The sequence below is a fragment of the Thiothrix litoralis genome (assembly GCF_017901135.1).
Taxonomy (GTDB): Bacteria; Pseudomonadota; Gammaproteobacteria; order Thiotrichales; family Thiotrichaceae; genus Thiothrix; species Thiothrix litoralis.
Map to the genome: position 1 here is coordinate 3927226 of NZ_CP072801.1, position 23968 is coordinate 3951193.

22 protein-coding genes are annotated in these 23968 nt (G+C 53.5%); 11 read left to right on the plus strand and 11 right to left on the minus strand.

Annotated features, from left to right (window positions below):
• The first annotated feature begins 83 nt into the window (after positions 1-83).
• Positions 84-665: a beta-class carbonic anhydrase gene (locus tag J9253_RS19010; RefSeq protein WP_210222413.1), complete on the plus strand. Its 582-nt coding sequence runs from the start codon at positions 84-86 to the stop codon at positions 663-665.
• Here the strand turns inward: J9253_RS19010 and J9253_RS19015 are convergent.
• A complete protein-coding gene (locus J9253_RS19015; RefSeq protein WP_210222414.1) occupies positions 662-1273 on the minus strand; it encodes a ubiquinone biosynthesis accessory factor UbiJ in 612 nt (203 codons plus the stop codon). The genes J9253_RS19010 and J9253_RS19015 overlap by 4 nt on opposite strands.
• Before the next feature lie 119 nt (positions 1274-1392).
• On the opposite strand from J9253_RS19015, the gene msrP reads away from it, so the two are divergent.
• The 7 genes from msrP to asnB all read left to right on the plus strand — a co-directional run bounded on the left by msrP (position 1393) and on the right by asnB (position 9659).
• The gene (gene msrP / locus J9253_RS19020) at positions 1393-2304 is read left to right on the plus strand and encodes a protein-methionine-sulfoxide reductase catalytic subunit MsrP (RefSeq protein WP_210222415.1); all 912 of its coding nucleotides are present in this window, start codon (positions 1393-1395) and stop codon (positions 2302-2304) included.
• Complete coding sequence (locus J9253_RS19025) at positions 2304-2948, plus strand: protein-methionine-sulfoxide reductase heme-binding subunit MsrQ (RefSeq protein WP_210222416.1); 645 nt, start codon at positions 2304-2306, stop codon at positions 2946-2948. The genes msrP and J9253_RS19025 overlap by 1 nt, the downstream gene beginning before the upstream one ends.
• Before the next feature lie 101 nt (positions 2949-3049).
• Positions 3050-4219 (plus strand): ATP-binding protein, encoded by a 1170-nt coding sequence (locus tag J9253_RS19030; protein ID WP_210222417.1) that lies wholly within the window; start codon positions 3050-3052, stop codon positions 4217-4219.
• Between the two features lie 82 nt (positions 4220-4301).
• Positions 4302-5537 (plus strand): Zn-dependent hydrolase, encoded by a 1236-nt coding sequence (locus J9253_RS19035; protein ID WP_210222418.1) that lies wholly within the window; start codon positions 4302-4304, stop codon positions 5535-5537.
• Position 5538: 1 nt separating this feature from the next.
• Positions 5539-6261: a cysteine hydrolase family protein gene (locus J9253_RS19040; protein ID WP_210222419.1), complete on the plus strand. Its 723-nt coding sequence runs from the start codon at positions 5539-5541 to the stop codon at positions 6259-6261.
• Positions 6262-6565: 304 nt separating this feature from the next.
• Positions 6566-7630, plus strand: a complete 1065-nt coding sequence (locus J9253_RS19045; protein WP_210222420.1) for an aspartate/ornithine carbamoyltransferase family protein — start codon at positions 6566-6568, stop codon at positions 7628-7630.
• On the plus strand, positions 7605-9659 hold the full coding sequence (gene asnB, locus J9253_RS19050) for an asparagine synthase (glutamine-hydrolyzing) (RefSeq protein ID WP_228291434.1): 2055 nt from the start codon (positions 7605-7607) through the stop codon (positions 9657-9659). Before J9253_RS19045 ends, asnB begins: the two co-directional genes overlap by 26 nt.
• Before the next feature lie 10 nt (positions 9660-9669).
• Here the strand turns inward: asnB and J9253_RS19055 are convergent, their stop codons facing one another.
• From J9253_RS19055 to J9253_RS19075, 5 genes are all read right to left on the minus strand, one after another.
• Positions 9670-10569 (minus strand): serine O-acetyltransferase, encoded by a 900-nt coding sequence (locus J9253_RS19055; RefSeq protein ID WP_210222421.1) that lies wholly within the window; start codon positions 10567-10569, stop codon positions 9670-9672.
• A gap of 100 nt (positions 10570-10669) precedes the next feature.
• Complete coding sequence (locus J9253_RS19060; protein WP_210222422.1) at positions 10670-11722, minus strand: HD-GYP domain-containing protein; 1053 nt, start codon at positions 11720-11722, stop codon at positions 10670-10672.
• The gene (locus J9253_RS19065; RefSeq protein ID WP_210222423.1) at positions 11715-12218 is read right to left on the minus strand and encodes a Rab family GTPase; all 504 of its coding nucleotides are present in this window, start codon (positions 12216-12218) and stop codon (positions 11715-11717) included. Before J9253_RS19065 ends, J9253_RS19060 begins: the two co-directional genes overlap by 8 nt.
• A gap of 12 nt (positions 12219-12230) precedes the next feature.
• Positions 12231-13682, minus strand: coding sequence for an OmpA family protein (locus tag J9253_RS19070; RefSeq protein WP_210222424.1), 1452 nt, complete (start codon positions 13680-13682; stop codon positions 12231-12233).
• Between the two features lie 3 nt (positions 13683-13685).
• Positions 13686-14216 (minus strand): hypothetical protein, encoded by a 531-nt coding sequence (locus tag J9253_RS19075; protein ID WP_210222425.1) that lies wholly within the window; start codon positions 14214-14216, stop codon positions 13686-13688.
• A 164-nt stretch (positions 14217-14380) separates the two neighbouring features.
• Here J9253_RS19075 and J9253_RS19080 point away from each other — a divergent pair, with 164 nt between their 5' ends.
• Together J9253_RS19080 and J9253_RS19085 are read left to right on the plus strand one after the other, a co-directional pair.
• The gene (locus J9253_RS19080; protein WP_210222426.1) at positions 14381-15217 is read left to right on the plus strand and encodes a CbbQ/NirQ/NorQ/GpvN family protein; all 837 of its coding nucleotides are present in this window, start codon (positions 14381-14383) and stop codon (positions 15215-15217) included.
• 9 nt (positions 15218-15226) lie between these two features.
• A complete protein-coding gene (locus J9253_RS19085; RefSeq protein ID WP_210222427.1) occupies positions 15227-17407 on the plus strand; it encodes a nitric oxide reductase activation protein NorD in 2181 nt (726 codons plus the stop codon).
• Here the strand turns inward: J9253_RS19085 and J9253_RS19090 are convergent.
• The 4 genes from J9253_RS19090 to J9253_RS19105 form a co-directional block, all read right to left on the minus strand.
• Positions 17386-17808: an AAA family ATPase gene (locus J9253_RS19090; RefSeq protein WP_210222428.1), complete on the minus strand. Its 423-nt coding sequence runs from the start codon at positions 17806-17808 to the stop codon at positions 17386-17388. The genes J9253_RS19085 and J9253_RS19090 overlap by 22 nt on opposite strands.
• Positions 17783-19810, minus strand: a complete 2028-nt coding sequence (mdoH, locus tag J9253_RS19095; RefSeq protein WP_210222429.1) for a glucans biosynthesis glucosyltransferase MdoH — start codon at positions 19808-19810, stop codon at positions 17783-17785. The genes J9253_RS19090 and mdoH overlap by 26 nt, the downstream gene beginning before the upstream one ends.
• Positions 19807-20250 (minus strand): hypothetical protein, encoded by a 444-nt coding sequence (locus J9253_RS19100; protein ID WP_210222430.1) that lies wholly within the window; start codon positions 20248-20250, stop codon positions 19807-19809. The genes mdoH and J9253_RS19100 overlap by 4 nt, the downstream gene beginning before the upstream one ends.
• 70 nt (positions 20251-20320) lie before the next feature.
• Positions 20321-21847, minus strand: a complete 1527-nt coding sequence (locus tag J9253_RS19105) for a glucan biosynthesis protein (protein ID WP_210222431.1) — start codon at positions 21845-21847, stop codon at positions 20321-20323.
• A gap of 187 nt (positions 21848-22034) precedes the next feature.
• Between J9253_RS19105 and opgC the strand changes: the two genes are divergently transcribed.
• Positions 22035-23222, plus strand: coding sequence for an OpgC domain-containing protein (opgC, locus tag J9253_RS19110; protein WP_210222432.1), 1188 nt, complete (start codon positions 22035-22037; stop codon positions 23220-23222).
• Here opgC and ubiE read toward each other — a convergent pair.
• Positions 23168-23920: a bifunctional demethylmenaquinone methyltransferase/2-methoxy-6-polyprenyl-1,4-benzoquinol methylase UbiE gene (gene ubiE / locus J9253_RS19115; RefSeq protein ID WP_210222433.1), complete on the minus strand. Its 753-nt coding sequence runs from the start codon at positions 23918-23920 to the stop codon at positions 23168-23170. The genes opgC and ubiE overlap by 55 nt on opposite strands.
• Positions 23921-23968: the final 48 nt, after the last annotated feature.

Below are 23968 nucleotides of genomic sequence, written 5' to 3' on the forward strand. Positions count from 1 at the left end.
AATCTCTGCGTGTTTTCTAGTGAGGCACGCTACTTCGGTCTATAGTCTTTTAAAAGATTTTACAACCGAAGGAGGAGATGACGATGAGCAAGGTGCTAGAAGAAGTGCTGGCTGCGAATGCAGATTATGTGGCTGATTTTGGAGACAAAGGCAATCTGCCGATGCCACCGGGGCGGAGTTTCGCTATCCTGACTTGCATGGATGCGCGGCTTGACCCTGCGAAGTATGCAGGTTTGGCAGAAGGCGATGCGCATGTCATCCGTAATGCGGGTGGCAGGGCTAGCGATGATGCGATCCGTTCGCTGGTGATTTCCTACAAATTGCTGGGAACACGGGAATGGTTCGTTATCCATCACACCGATTGCGGGATGGAAACCTTCAACAATGACATTATGGGCAATCTGCTGGCGAGCAGCCTGAAAACCTCGAGTGTGGATGCGTCCGGTTGGCACGACAGTGGTGTTGGGGCAGGCACGAATGATGGTAAATTCATCCAGTGGTTGACCATCAGCAATCAGGAGCAAAGCGTGCTGGAAGATGTGCAACGCATCCGCAACAGCCCGATGGTTCCGGCGGATATTCCCATTTATGGCTACATCTACGACTGCAAAACCGGCAAGCTGGTGGAAGTGCCAGCAGTGACCGCCGCCGGTCGCGTAGCTTAGTTTTCCAGCCGCTTGAGGCGGGCATCGAGCCGATCCACGTCCATCCGCAGCGTATCGACTGCATCCAGATACCTGCGGATTTCGGCGTCAGCGGGGAGTAGCCGTGCTTCTTCCTGCAAATATTCGCGGGTATTGAGACGCATGGCATGGGCGGAACTGTCCAGCCAGCCTTTGGTGTCGCGTGCCAATTGCCCCATCTGATGTGCTACGACATCGCCGACCGCCCGTGAGAGCAGTTCTTCCCAATCCACGTCGATTTCGCGCAAAATCTGGCTGAAACGGTTGCCTAACCCCATGTCACCGTCGATTTTAATCCCTTGTTCCAGCATGGCTTTGCCGGTGTCTTCGCTGGTGGAAAGCCGCATCAAAGCTAGAGCGGAACCCTGAATGGTGACATCTGGCGCGGCGTCATACGCAGTGGTGACGCGCACAGTGTCCGCCGTGGGCAGAAAATACAGTTTCAGGTCAGGGTTGCTGATGTGCAGGCAAATGAGCTTACCCTGCATGGCTTGTAAGCGTGCCAGTGCGTTGCCGTGGCTGGCTTTGTCCAGTGTTAGCCAAGTATTGAAGGCGGTTTCAAGGGTGGCGGTCAGAGCGGCGAATAGCATGTCAGGTTCCTCTCAAAGTATGCTGAGAGCATACCTTTCTTACAGGTTATTTGCATCCAAACCGCTTCTTGGTGCGTAATGGCTTTATACATAATAACTTTATGCCGAAGGTGCCAATCATGTTAATCAAACGCCCAGACGATATGACCGATAACGATGTGACTGATTTTGAGATCTACCAGCGTCGTCGTGATTTCCTCAAAACCTTGGGGGGCATCGCTTTGCTGGGGGCTAGTGGCTTGCCGTTGATGGCACAAGCCAAGTCCACCTTTTCGACTGATGAGGAGCAAACGCCTTACAAAGATGTGACTACTTACAATAACTTCTACGAGTTCGGCACCGACAAAAGTGACCCGGCGGAATATGCTGGTTCCTTGCAGACTTCGCCGTGGAGCATCACCGTGGATGGCGAATGCGAAAACCCCGGCAAACTGACGTTGGAAGATCTCCTCAAACCCCACAGCACTGAAGAGCGCATTTACCGTTTGCGCTGCGTGGAAGGTTGGTCGATGGTGATCCCGTGGATGGGGTTCCCGCTGGCGGATTTGCTGAAACGTTTTAACCCGACTTCCAAGGCCAAATACGTGCGCTTTGAAACCTTGTTTGACCCCAAGCAGATGCCGGGGCAACAGCGTAGCGTGCTCGATTGGCCGTATGCGGAAGGTTTGCGCATGGATGAGGCCATGCACCCGCTGACTTTCATGGCGACCGGATTGTACGGCAAAAACCTGCCGAACCAGAATGGCGCACCGTTGCGTCTGGTAGTGCCGTGGAAATACGGTTTCAAAAGTATTAAGTCCATCGTCAAAATCAGTTTTCTGGAACAGCAACCGGCTACCAGTTGGGGGCGTTCTGCACCGGGCGAATACGGTTTCTATTCCAACGTTAACCCAGAGGTGGATCACCCACGTTGGAGCCAGAAACGTGAGCGCCGGATCGGTGAGTTCCGCAAGCGCGAGACCTTGATGTTCAACGGCTACGATCAGGTGGCAAGCCTGTATAGCGGCATGGATTTAAGGAAGAATTTCTGATGCAAGTCCGCGAACCCTATTTTACCAAGGTCTTCAAGCCTGCCGTGTTCGTGCTGGCTTTGATGCCGCTGGTATGGTTGGCGTGGGGGGCATGGCAAGATGAGCTGGGCGCGAACCCCATTGAAACCATTACCCGCAGTCTGGGGGAGTGGACGTTGCGGTTTTTGCTTTTAACGCTGCTGATTTCTCCACTGCGGCGGGCGACAGGCTGGGTTCAAGGTGTACGGTTACGTCGTATGCTCGGCCTGTTCGCTTTTTTTTACGGCACTTTGCACCTGTTCAGCTACCTGTGGCTTGATCAGTTTTATGACTGGGGGGAAATCTGGAAAGACATCCTCAAGCGCCCGTTTATTACGGTGGGGATGCTGGCTTTCCTGCTGATGACACCGTTGGCGCTGACGTCGTTCAAAAAGGCTATGCGCAAGCTGGGGCGTAACTGGCAGCGGCTGCATACGCTGATTTACCCGCTGACGATGCTGGGGGTGCTGCATTTCTGGTGGTTAGCAGAATCCAAGTCGCGCTTGGCTATGCCGTTATTGTACAGCGTATTGCTGGCAATTTTGCTGGGGGAACGGGTGTTTCGTTGGTTGCAGAAGAAAGGGGCGTGGCGTTTGGAGTTGCCGGGAATGTTGCGGCGTAGTTAGTCGTCAATACCATCCTTGCAAATCAAAGGTTTAACTTGAGATTTGCAAGGATGAGGGCTAAGCTATTGCTTTATAAGTCTCGTTTCCCCGGAATCATGCCCATGATCAAGCGTAGTATTACTCAGGAACTGCTGGAAAGTAGCCGCGAATACCCTGTTGTCACTATCTTTGGCCCGCGTCAGTCTGGCAAAACGGTGTTGGCGCAACAGTGTTTCCCTGACAAGCCGTATTATTTGCTGGAAGACCCCGATACCCGCCTTGCCGCTGAAACCGACCCACGGGGTTTTCTGGCGCAGATGCCCAACGGCGCCATTCTGGATGAAATCCAGCGTGTGCCGATGCTGCTCTCTTACCTTCAAGGCATTGTGGACAAGGCGCAGCAGCCGTGTATGTTCATCCTCACCGGAAGTCACCAGCCTGATTTGCATACGGCGGTTAGTCAGTCATTGGCAGGGCGCACGGCTTTGCTAACCTTGTTGCCGCTGGCATTGGAAGAGGTGCGCCAAGTACAGGCGGAGTGGGATGTATTTGACCTGATCCATCAAGGGGCATTCCCGCGTTTGCATAGTCAGCAGTTGCAGCCGCATCGTTTCTTCAATGGTTACTTGCAGACTTACGTGGAACGGGATGTGCGGGCAATCCTGAATGTGAAAGATTTGAGCCGTTTTCAGCAATTTCTGGTGTTGCTGGCGGGACGTGTTGGACAAGTGGTGAATTACGCCTCGCTTTCCAATGATGTGGGGGTGTCATCCACCACGATCCAGCAATGGGTCAGTGTGCTGAAAGCGTCATACATCCTGTTCGAGTTGCCGCCATTTTTTGCGAATATCAGCAAGCGGGTGATCAAGTCGCCCAAATTGTATTTTACCGATACCGGGCTGGCTGCTTTCCTGTTGGGCATCCAGTCAGCGGAACAGGTGGCGCGTGACCCCTTGCGCGGCAACCTGTACGAAAATCTGATGATTCTGGAAGTTCTCAAGGCACATTTGAACCGGGGATTGCGCCCGGATTTGTATTTCTACCGCGATTCGCAGGGCAATGAGGTGGATTTGCTGATCCGTCAGCGTAATGGCTTGTTACCCATCGAAATTAAATCGTCGGCGACGTTTTCCAGCGCTTTTTTGAAGGGGATTGAGTCGTTCCGGGCGACATCCCCCGATTGTCTGCCAGATGCGTTGGTGTTGTATAACGGCGAGCAAACCCATCAGGTGAAACAGACGCGGGTATTCAATTTGCTGACGTCAGGGCAGGGTGTGGATTTTTTAGTGTAGATGCCTCTGTCATGCCTGCAAATTGGCAAATTCTCCCAGCCTCCGGTATGGTAAAAACTGATTTCATTCATAAAGAATAACCATGCCTGCACAACACACGATTAACTCCAACCGCCTGCAACACCGCATCCAGACCCTTGCCGACATCGGTCGCAAGGGTGACGGCGGCGTTTACCGCATGGCGCTCAGCCCCGCCGATCTCGAAGCCCGCGCCTGGTTGGGCAATGAAATCACCACTGCTGGGCTGGAACTGCGCACCGACCCCGCCGCTAATATCAGCGCCTGCTGGAAACCTGAATTGCCGACCCGCGTCCTGTCCGGTTCCCACCTCGATTCCGTGCCCGGCGCAGGTCATCTGGACGGCGCACTCGGGGTGCTTGCCGCGCTGGAATGCGTCGAGCGCATCAAGGAGCTGGACATACCGCTCAAGCACGGGCTGGAAGCGATAGCCTTCACCGATGAAGAAGGCCGTTTCGGTGGAATGCTCGGCTCGCAGGCGCTGGCAGGGCAGCTTTACCCCGGCGTGATTCTCGCCGCCCGCGACCTCAACGGCGTCACCCTGACTGACGCGATGGCCGCTGCCGGTTTCGACGCGCAACAAATGCCGCTGGCGGAACGTGACCGCAAAACCCTGCACGCTTTCGTTGAACTGCATATCGAGCAAGGGCCAGTGCTGGACAGCATGAATTGCCCCATCGGTCTGGTGCAAGCCATTACCGGCCTGTTCAAGTGGGAAATCACGCTGGAAGGCGAAAGCAACCACGCAGGCACCACGCCAATGAACATGCGCCGCGATGCCTTGCAAGGCGTGGTGGACTTCGCCAGCCAGTTGCAGCGGGTGCTGGATGAATACGGAACCTGCCACAGCCGCGCCACCATCGGCAAGCTGCAAGTGTTCCCCGGTGCAGCCAACGTCGTACCCGGCAAGGCAGTGTTTACGCTGGAAGTGCGCGATACCGATGCGGAGGTCATGAAGCAATTGGGCGATGCTTTCCAGCGCACCCTATTCGCCGTCGCCCGCAAGCACGACTTGGTGAAAAATTTCGTGATCCTCAGTGAACTGCCACCCGCGCCGTGCAGCGAATGGGTAGTGGAAACCGTCCGTCAGCAGGCGGAAGCATTGGGGCTGGCGTATCATGCAATGCCTTCCGGCGCGGCACATGACTGCCAGACCATCAGCAGCGTGACCCACGCGGGGATGATTTTCGTGCCCAGTAAAGGCGGCAAAAGCCATTCACCCCATGAGTGGACGGCCTTCAAAGACATCGAAGCAGGCACCAACCTGTTGTTGAATACCCTGATCAAACTAGCGAGTTGATATGACTGATAGCAAGCAACCCTCAGCGGCTTTTCCTGACCCTTTAATCGGAAGCTACCGCGAAACCATTACCCAAAAATCAGGTTTCATCGAATCCTTGCGCCAGCACCACACCGCGCTGCTGGTGATCGACGTGCAGTATCTGGATGCGAAACGCGGTTACGGTCTATTCAGTGACGATGATATGGCGGGTCTGCCTCCTGAATCGCAGGAGTATTATTTCGGGCGGCTGGAAACCATGGTGTTGCCCAATATCCGCCGTTTGCAGGATACGTTCCGTGAGGCGGGGCTGGAAGTCATTCACACCCGCATCCAGTCATTGACCAAGAATGGGCGCGACCGGGGGCCGGGGCATCGGCGCTTGGGGCTGCACGCGGCACCGGGTTCCAAAGAGGCTGAGTTTCTGGAAGAAGTTGCGCCGATTGGCGATGAAATCATTATCAACAAGACCGCCAGCGGGGTGTTCAATTCCACCAATCTGGAATACGTGCTGCGTAATCTGGGGGTGACTGCCTTGGTAATTTGTGGGGTGTATTCCAACGAATGTGTATCCACCGCTACCCGTGATGCTTGTGATCTGGGGTTTTACGTCACGATTGTGTCGGATGGGGTGGCGACGGTGACGCCAGAGTTGGAACACGCGACCGTAACGACCATGCGTGACCGTTATGCACGGATTTTGACGACGGATGAAGTCATCGGTGAGACGGTAAAACTGGCTTAATTCTGCGGTTTGCGCTCTTCAAATATGCCTTAAATATGCCCTTGATTTTTTGAATTTCAGGGGAAGACCTGTTAGGGTGTGAAAAATTACTTCCACCTGTTTTCTAGAAAATATATAGGAATCATTGGCTTGCCACTAAAATGGTATGGCTGCTGAGCAATGTTGTGATGATATTTTTCAAAAAAAGCTGTTACTTCCAGCTAGCTTGGGGTGAAAACCTCCCTCTTTCTATTTCAGCCTTGACCGCACTGGTTAACGTGACCTTTTGGGTAACGGTCGTTGCGTCTTTCATTAGGAAAACATTATGGTAAGCACAGTCAACTTTGAGCGCCATAGTCCCGATGTTTACGGTGCTGCTCACCCGAAGGCATTGCTGAAAGCCATTCACGAAGATGGTGCCTTTCTCAAGCCGCTGGAAAATCAGCATGTGGTCTCCATCGACCAGTTTTCCTCCGAGATGTTGCTGCAACTGTTCCGACTGGCAGCCAAGTACGAAAGTAACCCTGAGCGTTTCAGCGCTGCTTTGCAGGGCAAGGTGCTGATCAGTGCGTTCTACGAGCCGAGTACCCGCACCCGCTTGTCGTTTGAAAGTGCTTGGCATCGGCTGGGCGGCGACATTATGTCGATTACCGACCGTTCCAGCACCGGCATCGCCAAGGGTGAATCGCTGGAAGACGTGGCGGAAATGTTCAACAACTACGGCGACTGTGTGGTGTTGCGTGATTCACAGGCGGAATCCGTACACCGTATGATGAACACCTTGCGCATCCCCATCATCAATGCGGGCAACGGGATTGATGAACACCCGACCCAAGCAATGGCAGATTTGTACACCATTTTCAAATGGCGACCTGAGTTGATCGAGCGCGATTTGCCAGCGGAAAAACGCATCCACATCGGCATTATCGGTGTGCCCGGCAAAATGCGTACCGTGCGCAGCTTGCTGAAAATCATTGCACATTTCCCGGATATGCTCAGCGAAGTCAGCATCATTCACGACAAGCGCGAGCAAGCCCTTTTTGCCGAAGGCCAGCGCGAAAGTCTGGAAGCGGCGGGTCTGAAGATCACCACTTACACTGATTTGCCAGCAGTATTACCGGCGCTGGATGTGGTCTACATCAACGCGATTGCGTGGATGGGTGACGACTACGAAACCTTCGGCAACCGCTTCAAGCTGAGCAAGGCGTCACCGCTCAAAGCCGGTGCGATCGTATTGCACCCGTTGGCGCGAGGGGAAGAATTGTCAACCAACCTCGATGCCACCCCGCACAACTGGTATTTCTCGCAGGCACGCGGGGCAGTATTTGTGCGCAAGGCGCTGCTAACCTACATGGTACAGCGCGGTGAACGGGTCATGGACGTTATCTGAGGGGGAAGGCATTATGTGCGGTATCGGCGGAATTTTTCACAGCAATCCACAACAGGCAATCGACTCGCAACTGCTGGTTAACATGGCGGCTATCCAGTATCACCGGGGGCCGGATGGTTTCGGCTATCAAGCGCTGGAAGGCAGGGGCGTCGGCTTTTGCCATGCGCGGCTTTCCATCATTGATCTGGATGAAAATCGCGCGCGGCAGCCGTTCGTGTCGCAGGATAAGCAGGTGCTGATGGCGCACAACGGTGAATTTTACGACTTTCAGGAAATCCGCGCTGAACTGACCGCTCGTGGGGCGCGTTTCACCAGCAAGAGCGATTCCGAAATCCTCCTGCACCTGTATCAGCGCGAAGGGCTGGCAGCAACCTTGCCCAAGCTGCGTGGCGAATTTGCCTTCGCCCTCTACGACAGCGCCGAAGATGCCATGTATTTGGTGCGCGACCGTTTCGGCGTCAAACCGCAGTACTGGACGCTGACCGATGAGGGCGTGGTATTCGGTTCCGAGCTGAAAGTACTGTTTGCGCACCCGGTGGTGAAACGTCAATTTAGCGCGGAAGGTTTGTACCACCAGTTGATGCAGACCATGGTTCCCGGCACGACTGCATTCGAAGGCATCCATCAGGTCAAACCCGGTTACGTGGTGAAAATCCAGCGTAACACCGGCACGCTGGCTGTGTCCGAATGGAAGTACTGGGATCTGGATTTCCCGAAAAAAAGTGAACGCCCCACCGAGTGGGACGAAAACGAACACATCGACAATATCCGCACTGCGCTGTTGCAGGCAGTGGAAGCACGCATGGTGGCGGATGTACCGGTCGGTTGCTACTTGTCCGGCGGGATTGATTCCTGCGCCATCCTCGGGCTGGCCTCTGCCGTCAGCCAGAATCCGGTGAAAGCCTTCACCATCGGTTTTGACGACGCCCGTTACGACGAAACCCCGATTGCCACCGCAATGGCGGAAGCGACTGATGCACAACAAGATGTGATGCGGCTTTCCGGCAATGAACTCTACGGTTATCTGGAACAAACCCTGTGGCATACCGAGCGCACTGTCTACAACACGTTGGCAGTCGCCAAATACCTGATGAGCCAGCACGTCAACAAAGTGAACTACAAGGTAGTGATGACCGGCGAAGGTTCGGATGAACTGTTCGGTGGCTACCCCGCTTTCCGCCGCGATATGTTCTTGCACGGTCTGGAAGACATGCGCCCGGAAGACCGCGCCGAATGGGAAGCCTTGCTGCAACAGAGCAACGAACTGGTGCAGGGTGCAATGTTGGCAAAAGATCAGGTTGACGACGAATATCTGGATGAGGTGGTCGGTTTCACCCCAAGCTGTCTGCAACCGTGGCTGGCGTGCAGCCCGCTGGTTCCCGCGCTATTGCACCCCGAATACCGCGAAACCCTCAAGGATTACCAGCCGGGCAAAGCCATTGCTGCTACCCTCGACAAGGAACAACTCGAAGGCCGCCACGCCCTCGACAAAGCACAATACGTGTGGATCAAGACCATGCTGGAAGGCCAAATCCTCACTTGGGGTGGCGACCGCGTCGACATGGCGAATTCGATGGAAGCCCGCCCGGCATTCCTCGATCATCATCTGGCGGCTGTCGCGGTGCAGGTTCCCCCCGAATTGCGTATCAAGGGCAAGATCGAGAAATACGTGCTGCGTGAAGCCATGAAAGGCTTGTTGCCGGAAGTGCTCTACAAACGTGAGAAATTCGCCTTCATGGCTCCACCGGCACACACCGACGACACCAAGTGGCAGCAAATGATGAAACTGGCGGATAAGTACCTGTCAGATGAAGCGATTGACGCGGCTGGTTTGCTGGACAAGGCCGGGGTGCAAGCGCTATTTGCCCGCCACGATCAGCCGGAAACCACGGTGGCCGACAAGGTACAGATGGATGCGATTATCAATCACCTGCTGGGTGTGCAGATTTTGCATCATCACTTCGTGGCGACTAATGTGCCGCAACAGGCGGCGGCGCGGGCGGAAGCGTTGGGTTGGCGAGTTTGCTAGCAATAATTAATCATTCGCTGGTCTTTTCTACTGTGAATTGAGTACCTTGAACCCAGCATATATGTTCCATGACCAATTGAAAGGTCTCGGAACCTGGGGACATCTCAAATATAAAAGTTGCAGTACCGCCGGGTGGCACGGTTTGCTCACGGAAAGTGCCAACGCGATTCTGATTTATCCAACTGTGATGGTAACAATGGGATAAACGATCTGAGACTACCCCGATTCGCAAGAACGTATCTTTAGTCCATGAGTGGGAGCCTGTATTCTGGACTATTAGATGGCTGCTCGAGCATTCCAGTATTTGCGCAGAGCCTTTGGCTCTGATGGTCTTTGTGGCGTGGCCAAAATATTGGGATGAATCGGCGTTACTGACCTTTTTAGCTGGGCTTCCGGCAATGGTGATGCCTGCTTCCAGAAAAGAGGTATTAACGACCGAGTTTGCGCCTATTACGATATTGTCAGCGATCTGGATTTTTCCAAATACGATGGCTCCTGGGGCAATGAATATGTTGTTCCCCAACGTTGGGCAAGCGTTATCGGAACCGGCTTGTGTTGCCAAATGGACACAGTTGTGAATTCGGCAGTTTTCACCGACCCTGACATTGCCATTAACAATGAGTGTTCCGGTATGGGCAATCGAAAGACCTGGCCCAAAAACGTTAGGGTGTATGGAAAATCCAAGCTGCCGCCCCATTCTGTAGAATTTCCATTTAAGGTATTGGATATAGGATTTCTGAAGTGGTTTGCAGTTCATGTAATATTCTAATTTTCTTAATAATTTTTCAAAATTCCATATTATGTATTTTTCATCAATATACCTCTCTGTACTCCAAGATGTCTCTGGAATGTTCAAAGCAACCTTGTCCGATTCCAGGTAAAAATCATAATCATGTTTTGATTGAATCATTAAGTGTCAAGTCCCGATAGAGCAAGGGTTGATAATATGCCTCCAAGGATAACCCGTGCTTTAAACAAAGGGTAGCTGTCATGACCTATGGGACATGACATCAGTAAGAAACCAGCAAATCCCCGATCTCGTTCACTTCCAGACGGATACGTCGCATCACCGGCAATAGCCCGATAAAAATCTTGAACAGGTTGGGGTCGAGATGCGAACTTGTCATGCTTTCCATCAAGGTTAGGGCTTCTTGCTCGCACATGGCTTTTTTGTAGACACGCTCGTGTACCAGTGCATCGTAAATATCCACAATCGCGGTAATACGGGCGGATTCGGGGATTTCTTCACCCACCAAGCCGCGCGGATAGCCGGAGCCGTCCCACTTTTCGTGGTGGCATAGGGCGATGTCGGCGGCCATGTCGAGTACCGGAATATTGGAGTCTTGCAGCATTTTTGCACCGATTTCGGTGTGGCGCTTCATGATGGCGAATTCGTTTTCGGTGAGTTTGCCTTTTTTGAGCAGGATGCGGTCGGGAATGCCGATCTTGCCAATGTCGTGCATGGGGGCGGCGATGCGGATGTCGTCAATCTGTTGTGCTTCCCAACCCAGCGCTTTGCCCATGGCGGCGGCGTACAAGCCAATGCGTTTGACGTGTGCGCCGGTTTCTTCATCGCGATAGCTGGTAAGACTGACCAGTTTGATGGCGATTTCTTCTTCGCGTTGTTTGATTTTCAGGGTGCGCTTTTGCACTTCGTTTTCGAGTTTTTCCTGAGTGAGCAAGCCTTCGCGCAATTGTTGCAGGTGGCTGACTTCTTGTCGGTATCTTTCTCCAAGGTTTTGCAACAGCAGGATGGCTTCGCCGTTGACCCAGAGGACGCTGGCTTCGAGCGCCACTTCATTGCCGAGTTCGTCGGTTTCGATCCACACGCCAGAAGCGAGCGGGGTGGTTTGTTGGGCTTGCCAATGCGCTTCGGCATCTTCCGTGAAGCAGGTAAGGTAGGGGAAGGTGTCGCTCAGGGAGCAATGCTCGGGTGAGGATTGTCCAAGGAAAAACACCAGCCAGTCAGGTGTGCCGGAGATCAGGTGGAACTGTGTGGTATTTTGCCGCGAAAATACCGCGATGTTCAGGGAGCAGCAAATGCTGGAGAGCAGCTTATCCATGTGAACGCCCCTCTTGCTGGAGCAATTGCAGGAACAGGGTTTCAACACCTAAGCCTTGTTTGGCGCTGGTTTCGACCACGGGGTAGCCGAGTTGGTGCAGGTGCTGGTGTTGGGGAATGTCCAGTTGCCATGCCGGTTTCAGATCGGCCTTGTTGAGGGCAAAGACGGCAGGCAAGATTCCAGCGTTGGTTTTCACCATGTCGTGGATGGACAAGGCGGTTTCGTAGGAATGCGGGCGGGTAGGGTCGATCACGATAATGTAACCGGCCATGCCGCGCAGGTAAGCGGTGCGGATGCTGGTAAAGTCATCTTCCCCGGCAATGTCCCACAGCATGAGGGAATATTCCTTGTCACCGACTTGCAGGCTTTTTTTGTCGATTTTGACACCGACCGTGGTCAGGTATTTATCACTGAACAGGCTATCAACGTAGCGCCGGATCAGGCTGGTCTTGCCTACCGAGAAGGAGCCTAGCAGGCATATTTTCTGTTGGATCATGCGTATCCCTCTCTAGTAAAGGCTTACCCGGTAATGGGTGCTGCGTTCATTTTTTTGGTTGGAGCTGTGGGCTGCCAGCACAAAGGCAGGAATGCCCGCTTGTATGAGGACATTGCGCAAATTATCGGCGCGTTGCTGCGACATTTGCTGGTTGAGGGTGACGGAGCCGCTACCATCCGCATGACCCAGTATGATGACTTGTAGGGTCTTGTTAGCCTGTTGAGCAGCGTGCAGTAAGGCCAGAATGTCTTTACTGAGAGTGACAATACCGGGGTGCTTAGGGTCAATATCGGTCTGGGCTTTGTCAAAGGTATGGCTGGCGGCTTCTATCTGTTGGCTCAGAGCCGCAATAGTGGCGGCGTTGTCAGCCGCTTGTTTGGCCTGTTGCGCGGTTTGTTGCTGCTGTTGATCCAGCAAGGTTTGCAATGATACTTGTAAGGCAGCTTGCTGACTTTGCTGCTGCTGTAATTGCTGGGTCAGGGTTTGCAGGGCAATTTGTTGTGCCTGTTCAACTTCGGCGGCCTGTTGGATCAGGAGTGCCTGATGTTGCTCATATTGGTAAACCCACCACGCCAATGCGCCCAAGAGGGTTAGCAACAGGGTATAGGCTAGCCACGGATGGCACTTTTCCTTGGTTTTATGCTTTTTAACCAAGCAATCGTTTAACAGGGATTCGATGCCTGTAAACGGGCTGGCATCGCCTTGGTAAGTCTGGAGGGCGTGGTCGTATTGCTGGTGAATGGTTTCGCAGGTTTCCGCGAGCAAGTGGCGTAATTCACCCGGCACACTGCCACGCACTACCAAGGCCAGCACTGCACGGGGGGCGTGTTCGATCAGTACGGTCAATTTGCCGAGTTGCAGGGTATCCAGATCGCCATCGCCTTCGGTGGCAAAGGAGTCGTTGATGAAATCCTGAATCGCAGTCAACATGCTGGAGATGATTTCAGGGTCTTTACTGTGGACGTGTTCCGAGACGAGGTGGTTCAGCAATAATCCGCTTTCCCGATGGATCAGGAATACCTGTTCCACTTGGTAAATCAGGGTGTTGAGCAGGGCAATCTGGGCGTAACTTTGCCCGGTACGCCAAGCGTCGAAACGCCAGTGCCATGAGCGCAATGACAGGCTTTGTTCCAGCAACTGGTTGAATGTCGTGAGTGCCTCGTTCAAGGCTTGCTGGATAGATTTGCGGATGGCGGGACCCATGACCGGGTATAACACATCCGCAAAGCGTTTGGGGTTGCTGCTGATGGCGTGGGTCAACGAGCGTTCGACCGTGGGCATCAGGGCAGTTGAAATGGCTCCGTCATGCGCTTCACGGCGGGTGATGGCTTCGGCAATAACGCTGGCAATACGGGCGCTGTATTGCTCGGAATCTTCAAATTGCGCTTTCAAGGCCAGCAGGGCTTCGTAATCCTTGCCAAATAACAGGTTGCGTAGCTGCGCAATATCCGGCGTGCCTTGCATGGCTTACGCCTTGTCACCAGCAAGCTGATGGCTAACGTTATCCAGCAGGGCAGCCAGCATTTTGCGGTCTACCTTGTCTTGGCGCAGTTGTTCTGACGTTTGTTTGATCTGGTTCAGCAGATCTAGGCGTTGTTCTTCCATGATCTGGCTGAGCAGTTTGGTCTCTTCTTCAATGCGCCGGTTCAGGTCGGTTGCACTGGTCTGCCATTGGCGTTGCAGGTTTTCGATGCCTTTGCTGTTTTGCTCGAAATGCTTGCGGAAGGTGGCACCATCACCCATGCGGGCTTTGGCTTCCTGATCCAGCAAGTCTTGCAGCATGTGGATTTCGTGGTTGAGGCTGTCCATGTTCTTGCGCATTTCATCACGCACCGAATTGGTCCAGACTTTGACGAAACGTTCCAGATTCGCCAGTCGCTTTTCGTTTTCACGCGCTTGTTCGCCGAACAGAATATTGCGCACCATGTCGAGGTTTTTGTCTGGCACGGGCGGGGCGAATTCAAGCTCTGCTTCTGTGGTGGTCATGGTTGTGGTCATGGTTTTAGCCGCTATTATTTTTATTAGGAATGGGCAAGACGTTACCATTGCACGCTGTTGTCTGCCAGTTTTCCTGATGTGTGGTTATTGGCAATACCCGTACAACTCTTGTAACTGTTATGATCACACGTTCTGATGCCATCAACCACAGGAGTATGTCATAAGTGGAGAATACCGCTAACTCAGGCAATACCGCCCTTATTCACGATCCGTCGACTTATCTTATTGAGAAAGAGCCTTACTATGTCCCCGTGGGGAATGAGATTACCTTGTTTGAGGCTGCTTACGACAATCATCTGCCCTTGTTGTTGAAGGGGCCGACGGGCTGCGGCAAAACCCGTTTCATGGAATACATGGCGTGGCGGCTGCAACGCCCGATGGTGACGGTATCTTGCCACGATGATTTGACGACTTCCGATCTGGTAGGGCGTTATCTGGTCAAGCAGGGCGAAACGGTGTGGGTGGATGGCCCGTTGACCCGTGCCGTGCGCACCGGCGGCATTTGCTATCTGGATGAAATCGTTGAAGCGCGTAAGGATACGATGGTGGTGATTCACCCCTTGGCAGACGACCGCCGCATTATGCCGATTGATAAGTTGGGGCAGTTGCTGGAAGCACCGGATAGCTTTTGTCTGGCGATTTCCTACAACCCCGGCTATCAGAGCGTGTTGAAAGAGTTGAAGCAATCCACCCGCCAGCGTTTTGTGGCAATCGAATTTGATTACCCGAAACCGTCGCTGGAACGCCAGATCATCATTCACGAAACCGGACTGGATGAGGCCATTACCGACAAGTTGCTGAAGCTGGCGGATATGACCCGCAACCTCAAAGGCAATGGTCTGGAAGAGGGCGCGTCGACTCGGTTGCTGGTACACGCGGGCAAACTCATTGCCAAAGGTGTTGAACCACGGGCAGCGTGCCAAGGGGCGATTGCGCTGGCTTTGACCGATGACAGCGACATGATTGCTGCCATTAATGAGCTGATCGGCGCACTGTTCTAGGAGGCGGGTTTGAAAGCATCTGTACAACCCTATTCCCAGGAAATCTTACTGGAACGGCTTGAAGAGCTGTACGAGGTTGAATTCACTTGGTTGAAAGTTGATCCGCTGGTAGCAGTGTTGGTCAACCTTGATCGGAATACGCAAGACTTCATCCTTGGTTGGGCGATGCGTTTGTTGACGACCAATGTCTACATTAGCCACGAATTCATTATCCGCGTGGTCGAAGCGCTGGATCGGTTGGAACGCCGTGTCATTGAGGCGTGGGCAGTCCATGCGGCGGATACCTTTGACCAGCAAGGTTTACGCCCGGCGTTATTGGTGATTCAGCAGGTCGATGCCTTTCTGGAACATGCCCATGCCCATGCGGAAGGCATTACCTTTGCGGAGGTGGAGTCTATCCTGTCGACTTTCGTGTGTGGCCTGTCGGGGCGGCGTTTGAAACTGGCGCAGGGTGATACGGTTTACACCGACAGCGAAACGTTGTTTTTGCCGAATATTACTGCGAAATTGGTTAAGTCCAAGGATAACTTCCTGCTGTGCAAGGCGCAGGTGGCGTTTATGTGGGCGCAAACGCGCTTTGGCAGTTTTCGGGTGGATTTTACCACGGCGTTTACGGATTACCCGGATAAGGAGCAGGCGTTGGCGGCGTTTCATGCGCTCGATACCCTGCGGCTGGAGGCGTATATGGAGCGCGAGTTGCCGGGGTTGTGGCGTGATATGCAGCGGATTGAACAATTGCGCTTGGATGAGGTGCGGGAGGAAGAGGGCGTATGCAATACGCCCCTACAGGGGATTTGGGCGACGTGTAGGGGCGTATTGCATACGCCCTCGGCTACCGTTGATGATGTGTTGGCATTGGTGCCGCAGGTGCTGGGTTTGCCCATTCCACAGCCAGTTTATCAAACCCAGTTAAACCCTGAAGCCGTTACTGCCTGTCGGTTGGCGCGGATGGAGCGGGAAAAAATCCTGTTGCGGGTGAAGTTGTCGGAGTTGGCGAAAGAGATGCGGGGGGAGGAAGAAGGGGAGAGGGAAGATAATAAAGAGAAGAAAGAAGAGGAAGAGAAGAAGGAGGTTGCGCCGCCGGAGTTTGAGTTGCGGGAAGTGCCTGAAGGTCAGGGCATGGAGTTGGTGCTGGATGATAAGCCGATTGCGCCGCCCGAAGAGGTGAAACAGCTTATTACCTCCATCATGCTCGACTGGGGTGATGTGCCGCCGGAAATGTTGGTGGCAGCAGGCCCCGGCGAATACGACCCCTCTTTGTACCAAAAAGAAGAAAAAGATATTGAGGATGTCTGGAAAGGCATCTACCACGAAGATGGCGCATTTCTGTACCGTGAGTGGGATTTCGCCCGCCAGCATTACCGCAAGAATTGGTGCGTGTTGCGCGAGCTGGAGATCAGCCCCGGCGACCCGGTGTTTGTGGATAAGGTGCTGGACAAGTATCAGGGCATGATCAAGCATTTACGGCGTACCTTCGAGGCGATGCGCGACGAAAACCGCTTGCTGAAACGCCAGTCGCAGGGCGATGACGTGGATATTGATGCGCTGGTGGAAGCCTTGGCCGATAGCCGTGATGGGCGCGAAATGAGTGATAAGTTGTTCCAGCACATGCACCGTGCGGATCGCAGCATGGCGGTGATGTTCATGGTGGACATGAGCGGCAGCACCAAGGGCTGGATTAACGATGCGGAGCGCGAAGCACTGGTAATGTTGTGCGAAGTGCTGGAAAAGCTGGGCGACCGTTACGCGATTTACGGCTTTTCGGGGATTGGGCGCAAGCGTTGCGAGATTTACCGCATCAAGAGTTTTGACGACCCTTACAACGCGCAAACTAAGGCGCGGATCGCGGGGATTACACCGAAAGATTACACCCGGCTGGGCGTGGCTATCCGCCATTTGACCGAAAAATTGAATGGGGTGGATGCCAAAACCCGTTTGCTGATTACGCTCTCGGATGGCAAGCCGGAAGATTATTTCGACATCTACAATACGCAGTATGGGATTGAGGATACGCGCCAAGCCTTGTTTGAAGCGCGGCGTACCGGGATTCACCCGTTTTGCATCACCATCGACCAGCGCGGCAAGGATTATTTGCCGCACATGTACGGTCACGCTAATTGGGTGGAAATTGATGATGTGAAGAAATTGCCGTTGAAGGTGGCGGATATTTATCGCAGGTTAACGACCTGACCTGACGTAGAGAGAGACTGTAAAGAATTCTGTGTAACTGCATTTTGATTGTTTTTCAGATAATCCAGTGTATCACTCGTCAGGGGCTGCTCAAAAATACGGTAAAACGGCGGCAATGGTTGCCGGAGAACTTCGTTCATTTTCAATGTGCCGATTTCAACAATGGCAATGCGCCCCGCCAGCGAATCACTGGCGTTTTGTAACAATTCAGGGTAGTTGGAGCCGGTCAGGATGAAACGCCCTTTTTCATGCCGTTTGGCATCAATCACACCGCGTAGGTGACGGAACAATTCAGGGGCTTCTTGGGCTTCATCAATGATGATATGGCGTGGGTATTCACGGAAAAAGAAATCGTAGTCGCGGCTGATATTTACGCTACAACTTCGACATCCAATGCTCATGAAATTGCGTTTCCGGCAATTGCCAAACTTGTGTGTGCAACTGGCACAACATCTCGGAATCTTCCAGAATCACTAGCCGTTCGCTATTGGAAATCGAGCCGGGGCCTTTTTCCAGCAGGCGTTTGACCAGTTCTTCGCGTTGCTGACGGGTGCCTTCCGGTACGTTGGAACGTTGCGGGATGTAGGTCATGTGCTGGCGGAAGGCGAGTGGGTCAACCAGTACACGGATGAACAGGTCGCGGGTGGACATACACGGGTTGGCGAGCATTTCCGCGTAGTTCTTGTCAAAGGCTTGCAGGATAAAGTCGGGTGCAACCTCATCCGGGGTGCGGAATAGGTTGGTTTTTAAGCTGGTTTGCAGGCTGGTCAGCATTCCCAAGGGTACAGACAATACTAGCCCGGCGATCACAGGCGACATCCACAGGAAGGTCATCGGGTTGAAGGTGAGTAGCACCAAACCCCAAACGGCTCCGGTCAGGCTGACCCAGCGGTATTCCTGCACGGCATCTGCCCACGCCAGCCCGCCGCCCGTGCGTTGCTGGGTTCCCCACACGGCGCGTTTGCCTTGCAGGATTTGCACCACGAATTTGCTGTAATACATCATGCGTACTGGCGCGGTCAGCATGGAGAGGAAGGTTTCCATGAGGATGCTGCCGCTTAGCCCCAATATTCCACCAAAACGTTTCACCGTACCTTTGCGGATGGCTTGTGCTATCCCAAAGGTTTTGTAGAAAAATAGCAGGATGAGCGTCAGGCTTAACAGCGCGGTATTGCCTGCTGTCAGGGGAATAAGGGTCAGTTTGGGGTAAAAGATTGCAATGGCGGTCAGCACCGCGAGCCAACTCAGCCAGATCAGTGAGCTGATGTAGGACATGATCCCACCCAGCAGCAGGAAGCGATGTAAATTGGGGATGCCATGTGCCCAAATGATCAGCCAATGTTGCAGATTACCCTGACACCAGCGCCGGTCACGTTTGAGTGAATCCATCAGCGTTGGTGGTGGGCGCTCGAAACTGCCTTCCATGTCGTAGGCCAGCCAGGTTTCCCACCCCGCACGGTTTAGCAGGGCAGCTTCGACGAAATCGTGGCTGAGAATTTCCCCGCCCAATGCGCCGCCTTCGGGGAGTTTGGGCAGGTGGCAATGTCCCATGAAAGCTTGGGTGCGGATAATGACATTGTGCCCCCAGTACTGGCTTTCACCCAGCCACCACCAATGCAACCCGGCGAAGAAAATGGGGCCGTAGATGCGGTTGACGAATTGCTGCCCGCGAGCGTAGAGCGTATCCAGCCCGATGGTGTACAGCGGGGTCTGGATCAGGCCGACCCGCTCGTTACGATCCATCGCATCGACCAGCCGCACCAGCGCGTCGCCGGTCATCAGGCTATCAGCGTCCAGCACCACCATATACGGGTGGCGCTTGCCCCAGCGGCGGCAAAAGTCCATGACATTGCCGCTTTTCTTTTTGGTGCGGTGTTTGCGGCGGCGGTAGTGAATGCGCTCGGTGGAACCGACGGTGCGGCACAGTGCTGACCATGCGGCTTCTTCGCGCAGCCAGTTACTGGCGTCGTCCGAATCGGAGAGGATGTAAAACTCGAAATGTTCCAGTTGCCCGGTCTTTTCCAGTGACTGATAAATGCTTTGTAGCCCAGCGTAAACGTAGGCAATGTCTTCGTTGTAAATGGGTAGCAAAATTGCGGTGGTTTCCAGCGTTTGCAATTGGGGCAAGGGCGAGCTGGGCGCACTGGCAATGCGGTTTTGCCCACCGAAATTCAATACCCATAAGCCCGCTATCGCGGTCATGAAACCCAATGCCAGCCACAAAAAGAGCACGGCAAAAGGAAGCAGCACCAGCACTTGCCAGATAAGTGCCAGTTCACTGGGCAGGTTGGTTCCCAGCCAAAAGGTTGCTAACCCGGTTAACAAACCAATGGCTGAGAAAAAGGCCACTCGCCGCCGCTTGGCCGTTTCCTGCCAAGTGACTTGACCGCTGTGCTGGCTCATTTAGTGCCGAAACGTTGGCGCGATGTGGGTAGCAGGGTAATCGCTTGCAGGGGCGCTACGCGGATGCTGCTGCGTTCAAAGCGCGGGCCGGTCTGGGTGCGGTCGGTTTTGGCATCCTGTTCTTCCGGGACAGTGCTGGCTGATTCGCTGGGCTTTTTACCTTGGCAGCAAGCTGCATCTTTGGCGTCGCTTTGCATCAGGGCGAGTTCTTCCTGTGCGGTGCTGATGAACAATTGGATGAGTTCTTGCTCGCTAAACAACCCGGCGCGTGCCAGTTTGTTGGTGATGCGAGCCAGCATGTGTTCGCGTTCTGCTTCGGGTAGACGGTGCAGTTTCAGGTAGTCGTTGGCGCGTTTTTTTGCCAATACCCACGTGTTGTTGGAAGCTGCCGAGTCTGGCGTTGTCAGGCTGGATGGGGTTTGTGCTAGTTGTTCAGTCATTTGTGTCTCAATCCTCGTGAGGGTTGTTAACGTCAATATGTTTTGTGTTGTTGTTATTGAACTGCCTGGGTCACTGTGCATTGCACAATGACTCGGGAATAGGGTAAGACCATGTTTCACTCACAGAGTTTCCTCCGTCTGTCAGGCGGATGGTTGCCATCATGGGCTTGTCACACGTTTCCGGGAACACGGCGGCAATCACCCGCCAGCCTTGTACATAGGGGTTTTCCTGTACGACGGCAGGTTTGGTCTGAACCTCTCCGTTTAATATTACCTCTGCTACCGGGGGTTTTGCCAGCTTTGGTAAATCATTGAAATCGACAATAAAGCGGATGCGGCCTTGGTGACCGGGCAAACTATCCACGGCTTTGTTGGTGGCACGCGTGGCAACCACTTTGCCTAGGGTGTGGGCGGGTGGTTCATCCGAGCGCCATGACAAGCGGTAGCGGAAATGCCGGAGAGCTTGTCCTGCATCACTTTTCCAGTATGCCACGATATTGTCAACAATGTCGGATTCGGTGTGCAAGCGCAGCAACTGGACGCTGCCTTTGCCCCAATCATCCAGTGGCTCAATCCACACGCTAGGGCGGGCATGATACCACGCTTCCAGATCCTGATAATGGTCGAAGTCGCGGTCGCGTTGTATCAGGCCAAACCCTGAGAGTTTGTCGACCGGGGTGGACTGGAAGTTGAAATAAGGCACTTCCACCAGCGGTTGCCAGGTCCAGTCTTTGTCTTGCTGGATCATCAGGCCGTCTGAATCATGCACTTCCGGGCGGTAGTCGCCGTAGTGTTGCTGGGAGTTTTCGCCGTGGAAGAACATGCTGGTCAAGGGGGCAATGCCGATTTCGCTGATGTCCTTGCGTGGGTAAAGCTGGGTGTCGAGTTCCATCGCGGTGGTTTTGCCGGGCGTTAGCACAAACCGGGTTGCACCTGTGGTGGAAGGTGAATCCAGCAAGGCGCAGAACACCAGTTGGGTGGCATCCTTGGCGGGTTTTTCTAGCCAGAATTGGGTGTAATCGGGGAATTCTTCCTGCCCTTCCTGCGAGGTATTGATAGCAAGACCTCGGGCGGAAAGACCGTATTTCTGATCCAGCCCCAAAGCACGGAAGTAACTGGCTCCCTGAAAGACTAATGTCTCGGTATAGCTCGAATCTTTCCCGCCCAGTTTTGCTAAAATACGGAAGCCAGTGAAACCCATTTTGTCTTCATCCTGTTCTAGATGTAAGTCTTTGACTTCGGTGTAATCGTAATACTTGCTGGAAAACTTGATGGGGGTGGCTGCGCCATTTTCCCATGCAGACAGGTCGATAGGACGAATGTAGTGCATTCCAGGGTGCATGAATTCAAGCTGGAATGGCAACATTTCATCACGCCAAAAAGTCTGATTCCCTTTGAACTTGATGTGCTGGTAATGGTCGTAAGTGATGCGTCCGGTATCGACCTGCATCATCGGCATTTGCACGAAAGGTTTGCTGGATAATTGTTCCGCCACTTGTTTGGCGTGTGCGAAACAGCCGTCGTCGGCACGCACGGACAGGCTGACCAGCATTAGCAGTGCAACAAACAGGAGCCAGACAGGGAGGTTGAATTTCATGATGGTGAGATACCGAGGAACGCTATGTGCTGAGTGGATTGCCAAGAGTGATCAAGGGACTTGGGAAAGAAATTCTAGTGCAGAATACAGGTTGCGTCCAGCGGTATATTGTTGGCATATCCGTCACTTGGTCGTATAGTTCGACCCGAAATAACAAGCAGCCCGCAAGGCGAGGACATAGCATTACATGAACCGTGACGTTTCGCTGGATATACTCCGAGGCTTGATGCTGATTATTATGGCATCCGACCATTTTGGCGAGCCAGTTTTTCAGCATCTGTATGAATTTGCCGGTTATGTGAGCGCGGCAGAGGGCTTTGTGTTCCTGTCCGGGATGCTGATCGCCTTGGTCTACAGCCGTTACTACACAGTTGGCGGGCAGGTGCTGGAACAGCGCATCTGGCAGCGTGCTGGCACGATTTACCTCTACCATTTGCTTGTATTGTTGGCGGTGTTTGTGTTCACGGTAGCGACGCAATGGTCGGGGGCGTATTGGACGAGTTTCGCCAAGGAGATGCAGGCGGAACCTGCGCGGGGTTTACTGTCCGGCCTGTTATTGGTGTATCAGCCACCGATGTTAGATGTGTTACCCATGTATGTTGCCTTCATGTTGGCAGCCCCCTTTGCGTTACGCTTGATGCTGCAATACCAGCTTATTGGGGTGGCCATGGTGTTGCTGGGAAGCGTTAGTTTCTGGCTGGCGGCGCAATATGGTTGGGGGCGTGATTTGCTGACGTTGTTGCCCAAGGTCATTATGGTCAGGGTTGGCGCATTTGACTTCATGGCGTGGCAACTGATATTTGTACTGGGTATGGTGCTTGGTTTCCTACGCTTTAGTAGCAAGAGTACCGGTAATGGCTCGTGGTTGCGGGTGAATGCTTGGATGTGGTCGGTCAGTTTTGCAGTCGTGGTGGTGCTGTATGGGCAACGCCATGGTCATATTCCTCATGACCTGTCGCCTGTGGCAGCGTGGTTTCAGGAATACCGCCACATTGCGCGTGACAATTTGGCATGGTTACGGTTGGTGAATTTCCTAGCGTTTGTGGTGGTGATTGCGGGCATAATCAGCCTGCACCAGCGTTACAATGTGTTTAAATGGCTGGCATTGCCGGGGCGTTGGCTGGCGTTTTTGGGGCAACATTCCTTACAGGTGTTTGCTTACCATTTGGTGGTGTTGTATTGCTACATTCCGTTCCGTTGGGGCGCGTGGGCATTGACTGATAACCAAAAATGGGTGGTTCTGGTGTTTTTCCTTGCCAGTTTAAGCCTGCCTGCGCTGTGGCATAAAGCCTATTTGCAGCGCAAGAAACAGGCGAAGGCTCAGAATTTGAAGCCTTTGTGCAACGCTACGATACCGCCGGTCATATTGGTATAGGTGACACGCTCGAACCCGGCGACTTCCATCATGCCCTTGAGGGTGGCCTGATCCGGGTGCATACGGATGGATTCTGCCAGATAGCGGTAACTTTCCGCATCGTTGGCAATCAGCTTGCCCATCATCGGCAGAAATTTGAACGAATACTGGTCGTAAAGCGGTGACAGGCCGGGAAGTACCGGCTTGGAAAATTCCAACACCAACAACCGCCCGCCCGGTTTCAATACACGGTACATGGAGCGTAGAGCCTTATCCTTATCCGTCACATTGCGTAGCCCAAATGCTATCGTAATAATGTCGAAATGGTTGTCGGCAAACGGCAGGCATTCGGCATTCGCCTGCACGTAACGCACATTGCCACCAATCCCTTTGTCCGTGAGGCGTTCCCGCCCATGTTCCAGCATCGAGGCATTGATGTCGGACAGGATCACTTCACCGTCTTCCCCGACGATCCGCGCAAACTTCGCGGCCAGATCGCCCGTGCCGCCTGCCAGATCCAGTACGCGGTTACCACGCTTCGCCCCCGCTGCATCAATCGTGTAACGTTTCCATAGCCGATGGACGCCGAATGACATTACGTCGTTCATTACGTCGTACTTATCGGCTACTGAATGAAATACCCCGGCAACCCGACTAGCTTTCTCTTCAACGGGTACTTGTTGAAAACCGAAATGGGTGGTTTGTTCCTGTTCTGCCATGCGACATGCTTCCGTGTGATTCAAGTTTCCAGGCATTGTAACAGGCAA

Bases quoted from the DNA above. Each gene is read 5' to 3' on its own strand.
- J9253_RS19010 (WP_210222413.1), top strand. From the start codon at position 84: ATGAGCAAGGTGCTAGAAGAAGTGCTGGCTGCGAATGCAGATTATGTG.
- J9253_RS19015 (WP_210222414.1), bottom strand. From the start codon at position 1,273: ATGCTATTCGCCGCTCTGACCGCCACCCTTGAAACCGCCTTCAATACT.
- msrP (WP_210222415.1), top strand. From the start codon at position 1,393: ATGTTAATCAAACGCCCAGACGATATGACCGATAACGATGTGACTGAT.
- J9253_RS19025 (WP_210222416.1), top strand. From the start codon at position 2,304: ATGCAAGTCCGCGAACCCTATTTTACCAAGGTCTTCAAGCCTGCCGTG.
- J9253_RS19030 (WP_210222417.1), top strand. From the start codon at position 3,050: ATGATCAAGCGTAGTATTACTCAGGAACTGCTGGAAAGTAGCCGCGAA.
- J9253_RS19035 (WP_210222418.1), top strand. From the start codon at position 4,302: ATGCCTGCACAACACACGATTAACTCCAACCGCCTGCAACACCGCATC.
- J9253_RS19040 (WP_210222419.1), top strand. From the start codon at position 5,539: ATGACTGATAGCAAGCAACCCTCAGCGGCTTTTCCTGACCCTTTAATC.
- J9253_RS19045 (WP_210222420.1), top strand. From the start codon at position 6,566: ATGGTAAGCACAGTCAACTTTGAGCGCCATAGTCCCGATGTTTACGGT.
- J9253_RS19055 (WP_210222421.1), bottom strand. From the start codon at position 10,569: ATGATTCAATCAAAACATGATTATGATTTTTACCTGGAATCGGACAAG.
- J9253_RS19060 (WP_210222422.1), bottom strand. From the start codon at position 11,722: ATGGATAAGCTGCTCTCCAGCATTTGCTGCTCCCTGAACATCGCGGTA.
- J9253_RS19065 (WP_210222423.1), bottom strand. From the start codon at position 12,218: ATGATCCAACAGAAAATATGCCTGCTAGGCTCCTTCTCGGTAGGCAAG.
- J9253_RS19070 (WP_210222424.1), bottom strand. From the start codon at position 13,682: ATGCAAGGCACGCCGGATATTGCGCAGCTACGCAACCTGTTATTTGGC.
- J9253_RS19075 (WP_210222425.1), bottom strand. From the start codon at position 14,216: ATGACCACAACCATGACCACCACAGAAGCAGAGCTTGAATTCGCCCCG.
- J9253_RS19090 (WP_210222428.1), bottom strand. From the start codon at position 17,808: ATGAGCATTGGATGTCGAAGTTGTAGCGTAAATATCAGCCGCGACTAC.
- mdoH (WP_210222429.1), bottom strand. From the start codon at position 19,810: ATGAGCCAGCACAGCGGTCAAGTCACTTGGCAGGAAACGGCCAAGCGG.
- J9253_RS19100 (WP_210222430.1), bottom strand. From the start codon at position 20,250: ATGACTGAACAACTAGCACAAACCCCATCCAGCCTGACAACGCCAGAC.
- J9253_RS19105 (WP_210222431.1), bottom strand. From the start codon at position 21,847: ATGAAATTCAACCTCCCTGTCTGGCTCCTGTTTGTTGCACTGCTAATG.
- opgC (WP_210222432.1), top strand. From the start codon at position 22,035: ATGAACCGTGACGTTTCGCTGGATATACTCCGAGGCTTGATGCTGATT.
- ubiE (WP_210222433.1), bottom strand. From the start codon at position 23,920: ATGGCAGAACAGGAACAAACCACCCATTTCGGTTTTCAACAAGTACCC.